The organism is Geofilum rhodophaeum, assembly GCF_002210225.1.
GTDB classification, from domain to species: Bacteria; Bacteroidota; Bacteroidia; order Bacteroidales; family Marinilabiliaceae; genus Geofilum; species Geofilum rhodophaeum.
In genome coordinates this window covers 167,310-180,682 of record NZ_MWUJ01000002.1, presented here as the reverse complement: position 1 = coordinate 180,682, position 13,373 = coordinate 167,310, and the positions used below count along the sequence as shown (strand labels likewise).

The 13,373-nt window shown below is 47.5% G+C and carries 13 protein-coding genes; 8 read left to right on the top strand and 5 right to left on the bottom strand.

All coding sequences use genetic code 11. The features are described from left to right. Nucleotides 1-4 precede the first annotated feature (4 nt). The 3 genes from B4W65_RS03170 to B4W65_RS03160 form a co-directional block, all read right to left on the bottom strand. Entirely contained in the window at nt 5-1,609 is a 1,605-nt protein-coding gene (locus B4W65_RS03170) for an asparagine synthase-related protein (protein WP_088653671.1), read from the bottom strand. Between the two features lie 90 nt (nt 1,610-1,699). Beyond that, on the bottom strand, nt 1,700-3,160 hold the full coding sequence (locus B4W65_RS03165) for a lipopolysaccharide biosynthesis protein (protein ID WP_158522760.1): 1,461 nt from the start codon (nt 3,158-3,160) through the stop codon (nt 1,700-1,702). 82 nt (nt 3,161-3,242) lie between these two features. After that, a complete protein-coding gene (locus B4W65_RS03160; RefSeq protein WP_240509466.1) occupies nt 3,243-4,646 on the bottom strand; it encodes a polysaccharide deacetylase family protein in 1,404 nt (467 codons plus the stop codon). A 120-nt stretch (nt 4,647-4,766) separates the two neighbouring features. On the opposite strand from B4W65_RS03160, the gene B4W65_RS03155 reads away from it, so the two are divergent. The 8 genes from B4W65_RS03155 to B4W65_RS03120 all read left to right on the top strand — a co-directional run bounded on the left by B4W65_RS03155 (nt 4,767) and on the right by B4W65_RS03120 (nt 11,390). Further along, nucleotides 4,767-5,636: a cell division protein FtsX gene (locus B4W65_RS03155; protein WP_088653669.1), complete on the top strand. Its 870-nt coding sequence runs from the start codon at nt 4,767-4,769 to the stop codon at nt 5,634-5,636. Between the two features lie 66 nt (nt 5,637-5,702). After that, nucleotides 5,703-5,942, top strand: a complete 240-nt coding sequence (locus B4W65_RS03150; protein ID WP_240509465.1) for a DUF3098 domain-containing protein — start codon at nt 5,703-5,705, stop codon at nt 5,940-5,942. Between the two features lie 23 nt (nt 5,943-5,965). Then, complete coding sequence (locus B4W65_RS03145; RefSeq protein WP_262487794.1) at nt 5,966-6,763, top strand: undecaprenyl-diphosphate phosphatase; 798 nt, start codon at nt 5,966-5,968, stop codon at nt 6,761-6,763. A gap of 1 nt (nt 6,764) precedes the next feature. Further along, nucleotides 6,765-7,505, top strand: coding sequence for a tRNA pseudouridine(55) synthase TruB (gene truB / locus B4W65_RS03140; RefSeq protein ID WP_088653666.1), 741 nt, complete (start codon nt 6,765-6,767; stop codon nt 7,503-7,505). 69 nt (nt 7,506-7,574) lie between these two features. After that, nucleotides 7,575-8,624 carry a tRNA preQ1(34) S-adenosylmethionine ribosyltransferase-isomerase QueA gene (queA, locus tag B4W65_RS03135; protein WP_088653665.1) on the top strand — a complete coding sequence of 350 codons (1,050 nt, stop codon included), beginning with the start codon at nt 7,575-7,577 and terminating at the stop codon, nt 8,622-8,624. Between the two features lie 110 nt (nt 8,625-8,734). After that, the gene (locus B4W65_RS03130) at nt 8,735-9,595 is read left to right on the top strand and encodes a universal stress protein (protein WP_088653664.1); all 861 of its coding nucleotides are present in this window, start codon (nt 8,735-8,737) and stop codon (nt 9,593-9,595) included. A 36-nt stretch (nt 9,596-9,631) separates the two neighbouring features. After that, a complete protein-coding gene (locus B4W65_RS03125; protein ID WP_088653816.1) occupies nt 9,632-10,669 on the top strand; it encodes a 6-phosphofructokinase in 1,038 nt (345 codons plus the stop codon). A 16-nt stretch (nt 10,670-10,685) separates the two neighbouring features. Beyond that, nucleotides 10,686-11,390: a phosphoadenylyl-sulfate reductase gene (locus tag B4W65_RS03120; protein ID WP_088653663.1), complete on the top strand. Its 705-nt coding sequence runs from the start codon at nt 10,686-10,688 to the stop codon at nt 11,388-11,390. A 52-nt stretch (nt 11,391-11,442) separates the two neighbouring features. On the opposite strand, the gene B4W65_RS03115 is transcribed toward B4W65_RS03120, so the two are convergent. Together B4W65_RS03115 and B4W65_RS03110 are read right to left on the bottom strand one after the other, a co-directional pair. After that, complete coding sequence (locus B4W65_RS03115; RefSeq protein WP_088653662.1) at nt 11,443-11,706, bottom strand: DUF4834 family protein; 264 nt, start codon at nt 11,704-11,706, stop codon at nt 11,443-11,445. An 18-nt stretch (nt 11,707-11,724) separates the two neighbouring features. Beyond that, nucleotides 11,725-13,359 carry a S41 family peptidase gene (locus tag B4W65_RS03110; protein WP_088653661.1) on the bottom strand — a complete coding sequence of 545 codons (1,635 nt, stop codon included), beginning with the start codon at nt 13,357-13,359 and terminating at the stop codon, nt 11,725-11,727. Between the last annotated feature and the right edge of the window lie 14 nt (nt 13,360-13,373).

The following is a 13,373-nucleotide window of genomic DNA, read 5'->3' as shown; positions in this document are numbered from 1 at the left end:
GAAATTAAGGCTGCGAATCAAACCCTTCCTGCAAAGACAGTTCGAGGCTCCTCAAGGTTTGATAGGCCGACAATTTTTGATTAAATTCATTCTTTAACCCAAAAACTTTTACCACCTCTTTAACAACTCTTTGTGTAGTTAAAAAACGCTTTACTTTAGAACTGGACTGATGGTAACTTTGAAAAAACTGATTGAGGGCTTCCACTTTTTCCGGAGCAACGGGGGTACTAATCCACCGATTTGGATTCAGATTTTCATAGTCTGTACCTTCAAACAACTGACGGTTAAGCGTATTCCGCGTGTCTCCATAAAAAAACCTGGTCCTGAAATGCAGCCCCTCCTTCTTAAAATATTCCTTCACCCAGAAGCGATTGTTAAGCCTATGAGGCGGCAAAGAAAGCATTTTACCAACTGTTCTAAAATTGTGATAGGGCGAACAAGAAGAAAAACCCAAATGGTCAGGCAGCTTGTATAGATAATGCAACAAACCCATTTTTAAACGCATGCTAACCACCGAATACCAGCGCGGATCAGCCAGAAGTTGCCTGTTTTGCTCAAAAAACCGGGACTCAGCCTCAGTTACTTTTGGGGGCAACAAAGGATTACAGTTCAAATCATGCGTCAAAGCCAAATGGTACAATTGATTGGGATGCTCCACCCGAAGGCCGCCAAGATAGCCTCCCGAGAAAGCGCCACCAGTTAATCCGCTTAAAAGAACAGGATGCTCTACATCCGGCAAGTCTTGTCGAATTTTCTTGAGAAACTCAATATGGTTCATGCCGTGCAAATGTGTCGCAAAACCAAATAGATCATGCCATTCATCAACATCTTCATAAGCTTTACTTAAAGGAATATGCTGCCAGCTTATGTCAAGCTTTTCTGCTACCGACCGGGCAATCTGTGCCTCAAAACTCTTCTCCTGTCGAGGTGATATACCAAAGGTATAAGTCATCACTCTGGATCTCTGTTCATCAGGTATTAATGAGCACAACACCCGGGAATCAAGACCGCCAGAAAGGGGACAGACTAGCGTTTGCGAACTATAATTAAAAACCTTCTCTAAATCTGCCCTAATCAAAGCCCTAATCTCCTCCTCATTGGCAGCAACTGAGAGGTTGAGAAACAGAGCGGGATCGTCTTTCTCCTTTACCTTCAACCCTTCCGCAGAAAAATGAAGTACTGAACTGTAACGTAAACTTTTTACAGAACGAAAAGGAGTGGTTCCGAACACCGAAAACCCATAGCGCAAAAAAAGATAGAGGCCTTCCTCATCAAATGCCCTGTCCTCTCCCAAGCATACTTTGGCATAAGTTGAAACAATCTGCTCTTTGGAATTATAAAAAACCGGAATGCCACCAATCCAATCGCTTTCAATTATAACCTCCTCAGGCCCTACGGTAAGTAAAAGGTTGTGTTGCAACAAATCAGTAGTAGGAGGGAAACCCAAAGACCATTGCCCGTTAGCCACCGGTTCAAATTCACCGCTGCCATACAACACCAACTCTCCCCAAGCTCCCTTAAGCACTTTAGTTTTAATCAAAGGATTGATCCTAGGCACATAAGAGATGGGGGTTTTAGAAAGAATAAAACCGACAATCTTGGTGGGCATTTGCAAAGATTTTTTCAGTAGTTTTAACAAAGTTAATAAAAGAAACAAAAGTGTTGGTCAACCTATAAAAGACATGCCCCCTACAACAGATTAAAAATCGTCCAAAAAAGACCTGAAATCCGAAATCACGTTGAAAAGCCTCAACAATCCAAGGTATACAACAGTTACGACTACACTCTTTACCACCAATACAAAAACCCAGTGCCAGGAGGGCTGAAAGGAAAACACCAAAAGGTAACTCATCAGGCCGGCAAGAGGAATAAATAAATGAGCACGACGAAGCGGTGGGATACCCAGGCGATATTTAAGCACAAGCATATTGATTACAACATAAATGAGCTTAGAAAAGGCCGAAGCAAAAGCGGCCCCTGCAATCCCCCAAAGCGGAATAAAAAGCAAATTACTGCCAATGGCCAACAGGCCCAAAAGAAAGGTCAGGTAGGTACTTACTTTATAGTACCTCGAAGTCACAAGAATAACTCCACCCAAACCCATCGAAATATGGAAGATGTGGGCCAGGCCAATGAAAAAAATAACCCACTCACCCGAACGGTAGGACTCCGGAAGAATATGAAAAACAGCTTCGATGTTGGCCCAAATGCCAACAAAAATCAAGACACCGAGCATAAGCTGGGACACAACGCTCTTATTATAGACTTCTTGTATCCTGGACACCTCATTTTGAGTCCACAAGCCGGCCAAAAAAGTAGCGGCAATTTTCCCCATGGCTTTCCTTGGAATTTGCACCAGGGTACCCACGTAATTACTGATCGAGTATACCCCCGCAGCACCCAGTCCCAAAAACAAATTGATCATATACCGGTCCACATAAGTAATGAGCATACTGCCAAACCCAGATAGAATATAGAATGCGCCAACACTTATCATTTTCAGGCCATGAAGCGAAAGCAAATGCTTATTGGGTCGTTTCCAGGAAAGATCTCCGCTTCGCTGCAGTGCTACAAAAATAATCAGTGGAGGCAATCCCAAAGCCAGGACATAAAGAAACAAAAAGAGCCCAAAATCAATGAGATGGAACAAATACAGCAAGGCCAGAATAAGATTTACGCACCGAAAAACAAACTCTTGCATAAACACACCAATGACCGAACGGGAAAGCACTGCGGCATAAATATCTATGACCAAAAAGGAAAGTGTGAAGAAAGTAATGGGAATCACATAAAACCCATACTGGCCGAGCAGTGCTGAATCTTCAGCCCGAGAAAAAAGAATCTGCTCGTGAAAAAAACCAAAGACAACAAGAAACAAAGCATAGCCTACCAAAATCACCAACAACAATATGCTGAAAAAGCCCTTGTGTCGACTGGCCTTTTCCTTGAAATGATGAAAGAAATAATTGGTTACACCATTAACCCCGAAAGAAGAAAACTGAGCCAACATGGCAGAAACAGCAAGAAGAATGTTGATCAGACCAATTTCTTCTTCTGAAAAAATTCGAGGATACAGCAAGGCCACATTAACACCCCCGAGCACAACACCCAGGTAGGAGAATATGGAATTCTGAATGGTTTGTCTGGCAATGGTTCCCAAGCTGATGTATTTTAACCCTTGCAAAGATAACAGGAACCAAACAACAAAAAAGCAAAAACAAAAAAGCGATACGGCTTCCCAACTAAAAAGTATCGAGGCAGTGCAGCAAGGCACTCCCGGTAATCGATTGGGGCGACTTGGCAACAATACGCTCCAGCAATTGCTCATAAAAAAGCTGCACTCCGGGATATTCCAAATCGTTTAGGCGACAGTTGTGCCACAAAAGACCAAACAGGCCTCCAAAGCGCAGGGCCTCATCGATATGCCTGTTGGCTGCGTCGGCCAAATCATCCAAACCCAGTCCACGATATTGCAGTACAGAAACCTCCATCATCACCAAAGGAAACTCCCAAATCGTAAAGGCCCGGTCATTTTCAAAATCATAGGGATGAAAGGGATAACAATAGGCGTTTCGAAAACCATCGTGGTCGTGAAAAGAAAGGGTGGAATCATAAGCCAGACCAGCAGTTTCCTGCACCCGAAATGTTGTGGGGTGCTTAAAGAGCAGGAAGTGCTGCCGAATGCCCAGGGGCTCCAAACCGCTGACTTTGGCCAGTGCTTGTTTCTGCTTCAGGAGTCGATCCGGATCGTCTACCGAACGAAAGGTTCCATGAAGTGAAACTTCAAACCCATCCGTATTAAGATCTGTAATTAAATTCTTTATTTTCCTTGAATTAAATCGATACCAGGCATTTCTTTGGCCTTCCTCGCGCGACAAAAAGAAGAAGGTCGAGCGTAGGCCCAGCTTCTTCTCCAGGGCCGTCATCCAGGAAAAATTCCACCACGGATCCGATACGGCACCAAAACTGAGCTGATGCCGCAGTCCAGCCCGCAAATGCTGCAGCAGGACCGTCTTCCCCACATTCGAGGGCTTTAAACCCAACAGCTGAAGCACCCTGTAGGCCATCAATCGGGGATGGTGAAAAGCCACCCGGTCTACATCGTGACTCAACAAAAAACCAAAGTGCTCAAAGAGGCGCTGCCGCTGGAAGGAGAGACCATGCCGCTCACAATAGACCATAAAACCCTTTAATATTAACTCGAAGTAATAATTTACGAGTGGCTTATTTACAAAGTTATAAGCCTTTTGAATACTCTGCTGATACGAAAAACGCCCAAAGGCATCTTGCGGCTTTGCCTGCACTTCCTGCATCCCAGAGAGCAGGTAAAAGGCCGAGGACAAAAAGTCGTGTCGAAACCACAGTGTACCCTGGGCATCGAGTTCAAAAGGGTCAGAATCGGACGACAGAGGGTACAAGACCAAAAGTTCCTCTCCTTCGAAGCAGATCGTTTGTGGACCGGGCTGATCCTCCAGGGACAGAGGGAAAACAATCTTTGCTTTTAGGCCTTCTGGACTTGGACGATTAGACGCTACAAATACGAAAGCTTCTTCCACCCCTTTGTTGGACAGCCAGTGCTGACCCAAATGGGCCAAAACATAGTCGATTCTATTCTTTGAAAGAAGCATAGCCACAAAGATAAGCATCTCCTTTGATTTGCAGGGCCATTTAAGGCCCGGCAAACTGGCTTTATGTACAAGTTTTGAGTATATTTGCAGCTAATTTGAGATTGTTGTGCCCTATTGCAAACCACAAAAGTACGTTTCATGAGTCATTCTGCCGCCAAACGAAAGCTCCGAAGCTCCTACGCCACCACCATCATCAGCATCTCGCTGGTGTTGTTTTTGCTGGGCATCATCGGCTTTCTGTACCTGAACGCCAACCGCCTTTCGGTTTATGTAAAGGAAAACCTGGGCTTCACGGTACTGATCAACGACAATGCTCGTGAAGCGGAAGTCATTCGCCTGCAAAAAGTGCTGAACGCAGCGCCTTATGTGCGCATTGCCGAATACATTACCAAGGACCAGGCAGCCGAAGATTTGAAGGAAGAATTGGGCGAAGATTTTGTGGATTTCCTGGGCTACAATCCACTGCTGGCTTCCATTGAAGTTAAACTGGCCGCAGCCTGGGCCAGTCCCGACAGCATGGCCCGCATTGAGGCAGAAATCAACACCTTCCCTCAGGTGAAAGAAATTTTCTATCAAAAAAACCTGCTCGACGCCATCCACGAAAATGTAAGACGCATTACTGTAGTACTGGCAGGTTTTGCCCTGCTGCTGCTGCTGATTGCCATCGCCCTTATCAACAACACCATTCGGCTTTCGGTTTATTCGCGGCGCTTTCTCATCTCTACCATGAAACTGGTGGGGGCTACAAGGGGTTTTATTCGCAAGCCCTTTTTATTAAAGAGCATTTTGCACGGACTGGCGGGGGCGACTGTAGCCATTGTGCTGCTGTCGCTGTTTATTTATGGTCTAAGCAACGAAATAAGTGGTGTTATCGGCTTTTCGGATCCGCTGATGATCGCCTTACTGTTTGTCCTGGTGATTGTAACAGGTATTGGCATCACCTTAATATCCACCTTTTTTGCGGTAAACAAATACCTGCGACTGAAAACCGACCAGCTTTATTATTAAACGCATAATTTTTGCACAGCTATGGCACAAAAACAGAGCGACAAAAACAGTCCAAAGAAATTTGAAATGGCACTGCACAAGGAAAATTATTGGCTCTTGGCCATTTCATTTGCCTTTGTGGTATTGGGATTTATTTTGATGGTGGGTGGCGGCAGCGACGATCCCGCTGTGTTCAATGAAGAAATCTATGGTTTTCAACGCATCACTCTGGCACCCATGGTGGTTCTCTTCGGCTTCCTTTTTGCCATTTATGCCATCCTAAAACGACCCGCCGTAGATAAAAAGGACGAAAACTTTAAAAACTAAGCGCCCTACAAACTATGAATTGGATGGAAGCACTGATTCTTGGAATCATCCAGGGATTAACCGAGTTTTTGCCTGTAAGCAGCAGCGGGCATCTCGAAATTGGCAAAGCCCTACTGGGCGTAGAAACCACCGACAACCTGACTTTTACCGTATTGGTTCATGGGGCCACGGTACTGAGTACCCTAGTGGTTTTCCGAAAAGACATTGCCGCCCTTTTGTTGGGTCTCTTTAGATTTCAATGGAATGAAGAAACCCAATACCTGGCAAAAATTGCCCTATCCATGCTGCCCATTGCGGTGGTGGGACTGTTTTTTAAGGACCACGTGGAGGCCATCTTTGAGCAGAGCAACATCCTGCTGCTGGTGGGCGTAATGCTGTTAGTAACAGCCATTCTGTTGGCCTTCGCTTATTATAAAAAGTCGGGCGATAAGGACCTGAGCTTTGGTCATGCCCTTATCATTGGCGTGGCCCAAACCGTTGCCGTATTACCGGGCATAAGTCGCTCCGGCGCAACCATTGCTACGGGGCTGCTGCTGGGTAACCGCAAGAGTGAAGTGGCACGCTTTTCCTTTCTGATGGTGCTGGTGCCCATTATGGGGGAGAATGTGCTGAGTATGCTCAAATACGATGCTGCCGCTCAGGCGGCAGCCAATGCACCAGGTGCCGGCGTGCTGGCAGTGGGCTTTGTGGCTGCTTTTTTGGCGGGACTGGCCGCCTGCAGCTGGATGATAAACATTGTTAAACGAGGCAAGCTCATTTGGTTTGCCGTATACTGTGCAGTAGTTGCGCTGATAGCCATCGGCGGCACACTTTGGGGATAGTATGGAAGAATTGGTGGAGAACCTGAAGGTGAATGCCGATTGTACGGCAGAAGATTTTAAAGAAGGTCGGGTTTTGTTGATCAACAAACCACTGGGTTGGTCGTCCTTTGATGTGGTGAACAAGATCCGCATTTCGTTTCGCCAACACCTGGGCATTAAAAAAATTAAAGTGGGTCATGCCGGCACACTGGACCCCCTGGCTACCGGACTGCTGTTGATTTGTACCGGAAAAGCTACGAAGCAAATTGATCGCTTGATGGGCATGGACAAGGAATACGTGGCGGAAGTGACTTTTGGGGCAACCACACCGTCCTACGATCTGGAAACGGAAGTTGATGCAACTTTTGACACAACCCACATTGATCGAGCGCTTCTGGAAGAAAATCTCGCAGGTTTTCTGGGCAAACAATTACAGGCACCGCCTGTTTTTTCGGCCATAAAGAAAGATGGAAGAAAATCCTACGAGTTGGCGCGCAAGGGCAAGACGCCGGAGCTGGAGAAAAGGGAGGTGCATTTTCTGGAGCTGGAACTACTGCACTTTGAACCACCCAAAGCAAGAGTTCGGCTGCTTTGCAGCAAAGGGACCTACATTCGCTCCTTTGCCCACGACCTGGGCAGGGCCTTGAATAGCGGGGCCCATTTGTCGGCCCTCGAGCGCAGTGCCATTGGTCCCATTCGCAACGAAGATGCCTTGAGCGTAGACGATTTTATAAAATTATTGGCTGAGCTTCAAACAATTTGAGGACTCAAACGTATAAATTAGGCTTATTTTTGTAACCGTTTCATTCATTACTATAACTCTTTTGTTACTATGAAGTTATCAAAATTCAAGTACAAGCTGCCGGAGGAGCTCATTGCCCTTCATCCCACACATAACCGCGATGAATCCCGCCTGATGGTGGTTAATCGTGCCACCGGAAAAATCGAACACAAGATATTTAAGGATCTCATCAATTATTTTGACAACGACGACGTCTTGATTTTCAACGACACCAAAGTGTTTCCGGCGCGACTTTATGGTAATAAGGAAAAGACCGGTGCTGAAATTGAGGTGTTTCTGCTGCGCGAATTGAATCAGGATCAGCGTTTGTGGGATGTTCTGGTAGATCCGGCCCGGAAAATTAGAATCGGCAACAAACTTTACTTTGGGGAGGACGATGCCCTAGTGGCTGAAGTGATTGACAACACCACTTCCAGAGGACGCACCCTGCGCTTTCTGTACGACGGACCCTACGAGGATTTTAAGAAAACCCTCTATGGTTTGGGAGAAACCCCGCTGCCCAAATTCATTAAGCGGGAAGTGGAGCCAGAAGACAGTGAGCGCTATCAAACCATTTTTGCTCAGAACGAAGGGGCTGTGGCAGCGCCCACAGCCGGTCTGCACTTCAGTCGTGAATTACTCAAACGCCTTGAAATAAAGGGCGCTCATTTTGCGTACATCACCCTGCATGTGGGCCTGGGTAACTTTCGCTCGGTAGATGTGGAAGACCTGACCAAGCACAAAATGGACTCCGAGCAAATCCTGATTTCGGAAAATGCAGCCAACATCATCAATCAGGGCAAGGACAAAAAGAAAAGGGTTTGTGCCGTGGGTACAACTGTAATGCGGACCCTGGAGAGTTCGGTGAGTACTTATGGTCATGTTAAGCCTTTTGAAGGGTGGACCAACAAATTTATTTTTCCGGCCTACGACTTTAATGTAGCCAACTGCATGGTCTCGAATTTTCACCTGCCCTACTCCACCCTCCTGATGATGTCGGCGGCTTTTGGTGGCTACGATCTGATTATGAAAGCCTATAAAACAGCTGTGAAAGAAAAATACCGCTTCGGAACCTACGGAGACGCCATGCTCATCATATAAAAGAGAACCTTCCGATGAATAATTTAATAAAAAGCACAAAGGGAGCAGAGGCTGCCTTTGTGCTTTTTTACTTACCTTTAAGCTTCGTTGACCCCATTTAAGGCTGAGCTATGATTAAATTTCTGGTGCCGGTTATTTTTACGGATTACTCGCTCCACGCCGTGCATTACGCACTGACCCTGGCAGGGAAATTTCCTGCAGAGGTGACACTCTTGCACTGCTTTGGCGACTATTTGCCACGTGAAGCGAAGGAGGAAGGCGAGCGATCGGACAACAAGCATCTCGAGAACCTCGAAAACCAAGAGCAGGCTGCCCGCCAGCGTTTGGAGCAATTCCGTGAGGAAAATTCAGCCCACTTAAGGGCTGGTCAACAACTCTCATTGCAATGCCGCTTCGAATATGGCTACCCGGAAGATTTAATTCCGAAAATCAGCACGAAGGAACGCTTCGATGTGGTGGTGATGGGGACCAAGACCAAAGGCGAAACCATTAAAGAAACCCTTGGAAGCATTACCGGAGATGTGATTCGGAAATCTACCGTTCCGGTACTGGCGGTTCCTGCCCAGGCGGCAGCACACCCCGAGTCGCTTTCCCGCATTTTGTTTTTACTGGAACGCAACGACAGAGACTACCTTTCCCTGCACCACCTCATCCGACTTGTCTCGGCCTTTCCCACCGAAATAAATGCCGTTTTGTATTGCAAGACCCGTGCCGATAAAAACGACATTCGCAGGATGGATCAGCTCCGCAGTTACTGCGACAGCACTTACCACCATGTGAAAATTAATTTTGACATTATCACCGGCAGGAACTATATTGAAAGTCTGGAAAGTTACCTGGCAGAAAATCCGGCCGACTTGCTGGCCATGACCCGCCAAAAGCGCAAGAGTTTGCGCAAACTGTTCAGTCCTTCCATAACCCGTCAGCTCTTGTTCCGATCCGACCAGCCTTTGCTGGTGTTTCAAAAATAAACCATTATACCGCCAAGCATTATGGGAAGCAAAAAAATGAGAATAGGAATTTTGTCGGCCGGGGGCGACTGCCCCGGTATCAATGCGGCCATTCGTGGTGTGGGCAAAACCGCCATTGTGGAATACGATATGGATGTGGTCGGCATTGTCAACGGCTTCAGCGGATTGGTTGAAAAAGAGACCATAGAGCTGAACGAGCAACTGCTCTCGGGCATACTTACCCTGGGAGGAACCATTTTGGGAACTTCACGCCTGAAACCCTTCAAGGTGGTGGACGGGGAAGACCCGCAACACAAGCCCGGCTTAATTAAAAAGCACTATGAAGAACTGGGCCTGGAAGCCCTGGTCTGCATAGGCGGCAACGGCACCCAAAAAACAGCAAATCTACTGGCCCAGGAGGGACTGAATGTGGTTGGGATACCCAAGACCATAGACAACGACATTTGGGGCACGGATTTGACCTTTGGCTTTGATACAGCCGTGCACATTGCCACAGAAGCCATTGACCGCCTGCATACCACCGCCAACTCGCACAAACGCGTCATGGTTATTGAGGTGATGGGCCACCATGCAGGCTGGATTGCCTTGCATTCGGGCATAGCCGGAGGTGGTGACGTAATTCTGGTACCCGAAATACCCTATTGCCTCGAGAGTGTTTTCGACTGTCTTTTAGAACGCAGCCGCAAGAAAAAACCCTATTCCATTGTAGTAGTGGGCGAAGGAATAGAAAGAGCCAGTAAAAAATCAGCGGGGGCCTACATTGCCAAGCAAATTCGTAAAAACACCGGCCTGGAAACCCGTGAAACCATATTGGGCTACATACAGCGAGGTGGCAGTCCCACTTCCACCGACCGCATCCTGGCCACCCGCTTTGGGGCCCACGCAGCGGCCCTCATCCATGAGAAACAGTTCGGCACCATGGTGGCCCTGCGCAACGGCGAAATCACCTCCATACCCCTGGAAGAGGTCGGCGGAAAAACCCGCCTGATTCAGCCCAACAATTCGCTGGTACTAAAAGGGCGGCACCTGGGGGTATGCTTCGGCGATTGCAGCGAAATCAAACAAAAATCATAAATAGTTGAAGAGAGATATGACCCAAGAAGAAATAAGTAAACTGAATGCGTCTCTAGAGGGGGCGAGTCCTCAGGAAGTATTGAAAAAAGTCCTCCAAAAATTTGGCGATAAAATAGCCCTGTCGTCCAGTCTGGGTGCCGAAGACCAGGTGTTGACCGACATGCTGATGAAGATAAATCCTCAGGCACGCATCTTTACCCTGGATACGGGGCGGCTCTTTCCGGAGACCTACGACTTGATTGACCGCACCTCGCGCAAATACAAAACCAAGATAGAGGTGTTTTTTCCCGAACATCAAAAGGTGGAAAAAATGGTGAATGAAAAGGGCATCAACCTCTTTTACGAGAGTGTGGAGAACCGGAAGTTTTGCTGCCACCTGCGTAAAATAGAACCCTTGCAACGTGCCTTTGCCGAATTGGATGCCTGGATTTGTGGTCTTCGTGCGGGACAGGCCGTTACACGTAAAGACATTGCCCTGGTAGAATGGGATGAAAACAATGGTCTGGTAAAGGTAAATCCGTTGGCCACCTGGAGCGAAGAAGCGGTTTGGGCCTACATTCACGAGCACAAGGTGCCCTATAATGTGCTGCACGACAAAGGCTTCCCTTCCATTGGCTGTCAGCCCTGTACCCGTGCCATAGAGCCCGGAGAAGATGTACGGGCCGGTCGTTGGTGGTGGGAGAACCCCGACACCAAGGAGTGTGGCTTGCACAAACGCTGAAAACCAAAAAATTTAAACGCAATAAAAAGACCGGCCCAGTGGCCGGTCTTTTCTATTTTATCTCCTCGTAATCGACGTATTCCCCTTCATCTGCAACTTTTCCGGATCCGCTGTGACCCTTCTTAGGTGCAGTATGAATGGTCACCTCTCCCTCCTGCTTTTGTTGCTGCTGCCTGAAATTATCGAAACGACTGCCGTGCTGTTCCTGCATTTTTCTTAAACGCCTGGCCAAAAACCAAGGTAAAACCACCCGAAACAACAAACGAAACAAATAGTAAAAAAGCGCAAAAATCAGCAGTATTCTTAACAAAACCATAACTAACCTCCTACTTACTTAACGATAGGCCAAAATCTCCCTCCCTGTCCTTATCTCGTTCAGGGCGACATTCAACACCTCATCCACCTCACTAAAAATAGGATAAAATCCATCGTTGTCGAAAATATTGCGGGCAATATAGGCATTCAACTCCACTTCAATCAGCCGTTGGGACAGACGGAAATCCTCCGCACTATAGGCCACCCCTTTTTCTTTTGCAAAAGCAATGAGCTCCTTAATGAGCGACTGGGCTTTAAGATGCTCATGCAAGGCGTCTACCGTCTCAAAACGCTGCAATTGAATGCGATTGTCGTCGCTGTATTTGAGCGCATACTGGTAAATCACCCCCTTGTCGCGCAGCTGAAAATAATACTCTGAAAAAGCGGTGGTATCGCGCGCTACAAAAACATCGGGCATAACGCCCCCTCCGCCAAAAACCAGACGACCACCCCGGGTGGTAAAACGCAGCGACTCGTCCAAAGTAATGCTGTCCCGCTCAAAAAACTCACCATGTTCAAAACGGTCCAGGATGTCGCGATGATAATCTTCTACCCCGTTGCTGTAGGGCTTCTGAATGCCCCTTCCGCTGGGCGTATAATATCTGGCCACCGTCAGGCGCAAGGCCGATCCGTCGGGCAGCGGAACTTGCTGCTGCACCAGGCCTTTGCCAAAGGATCGTCGCCCCACAATGAGGCCCCGGTCGTTGTCTTGCAAGGCCCCTGCAAAAATTTCACTGGCCGAAGCGCTGAATTCATCAACCAGCACCGTTACACCCATGTCCTGACAAGAGCCCATGCCGTTGGCAAACACATCCTGGCGGGGACTGGCTTTCCCCTCGGTGTACACAATGAGGTCGCCCTTGGCCAAAAACTCGTTGGTCATGGCAATGGCCACATCCAGATAGCCCCCTGAATTACCCCTTAAATCGACAATAACATTTTGGCAATTATGGGCTTTTAACTTGGCCATAGCAGTAAGAAATTCCTGATAGGTATTGCGTCCAAAACGGCTTACTTTGATGTAGCCCACCGTATCGGTGACCATGTAGGACACATCTACACTGTAAACGGGAATGGTCCCCCGAATGATTTCAAAGTCGATGAGCTCAGGTCGATCGCTGCGCTGAATGCCGACATTAACCCTGGTTCCCATTTCGCCACGCAGCATACCAACCACCTTGTCGTTACCCAAACCCACCCCGGCAATAAGACTGTCGTTAACGGTAATGATGCGGTCACCAGGAATGATGCCCAGCTTTTCGGAAGGCCCGCCGGAAACCACACTGATCACCAGCACCGTGTCGTTTTGCATGCTGAATTGAACGCCAATCCCGCCAAAATTGCCCTCCAGTTCCTGGTTGGCTTCCTCCAAATCTTCAGCGGGAATATAAACGGTATGCGGATCAAGCTGCTTCAACAATTCGGGGATCATTTCCTCCACCAAATCGTCTTTACGAATGGTATCCACATATTCCTCTTCGATAAGATTTAAAATGGCATCGAGTTTATTGGTTTGAGGATAAATAAACATACCTCGACCCTGTTGGCCGGGACCGGCGGGTTGCCACGACTTGCCCAGCAAAAAACCGCCAGCCAACACCAGGGCAAAAAAGAAGGGAAGTAGAATTTGTTTTAATGTGTTGTTGTAACGCATGGATGGTTCTGCTT

Bases quoted from the DNA above. Each gene is read 5' to 3' on its own strand.
- B4W65_RS03125 (WP_088653816.1), top strand. From the start codon at position 9,632: ATGAGAATAGGAATTTTGTCGGCCGGGGGCGACTGCCCCGGTATCAAT.
- B4W65_RS03150 (WP_240509465.1), top strand. From the start codon at position 5,703: ATGGCACTGCACAAGGAAAATTATTGGCTCTTGGCCATTTCATTTGCC.
- B4W65_RS03130 (WP_088653664.1), top strand. From the start codon at position 8,735: ATGATTAAATTTCTGGTGCCGGTTATTTTTACGGATTACTCGCTCCAC.
- B4W65_RS03155 (WP_088653669.1), top strand. From the start codon at position 4,767: ATGAGTCATTCTGCCGCCAAACGAAAGCTCCGAAGCTCCTACGCCACC.
- B4W65_RS03160 (WP_240509466.1), bottom strand. From the start codon at position 4,646: ATGCTTATCTTTGTGGCTATGCTTCTTTCAAAGAATAGAATCGACTAT.
- queA (WP_088653665.1), top strand. From the start codon at position 7,575: ATGAAGTTATCAAAATTCAAGTACAAGCTGCCGGAGGAGCTCATTGCC.
- truB (WP_088653666.1), top strand. From the start codon at position 6,765: ATGGAAGAATTGGTGGAGAACCTGAAGGTGAATGCCGATTGTACGGCA.
- B4W65_RS03115 (WP_088653662.1), bottom strand. From the start codon at position 11,706: ATGGTTTTGTTAAGAATACTGCTGATTTTTGCGCTTTTTTACTATTTG.
- B4W65_RS03110 (WP_088653661.1), bottom strand. From the start codon at position 13,359: ATGCGTTACAACAACACATTAAAACAAATTCTACTTCCCTTCTTTTTT.
- B4W65_RS03145 (WP_262487794.1), top strand. From the start codon at position 5,966: ATGGAAGCACTGATTCTTGGAATCATCCAGGGATTAACCGAGTTTTTG.
- B4W65_RS03170 (WP_088653671.1), bottom strand. From the start codon at position 1,609: ATGCCCACCAAGATTGTCGGTTTTATTCTTTCTAAAACCCCCATCTCT.
- B4W65_RS03120 (WP_088653663.1), top strand. From the start codon at position 10,686: ATGACCCAAGAAGAAATAAGTAAACTGAATGCGTCTCTAGAGGGGGCG.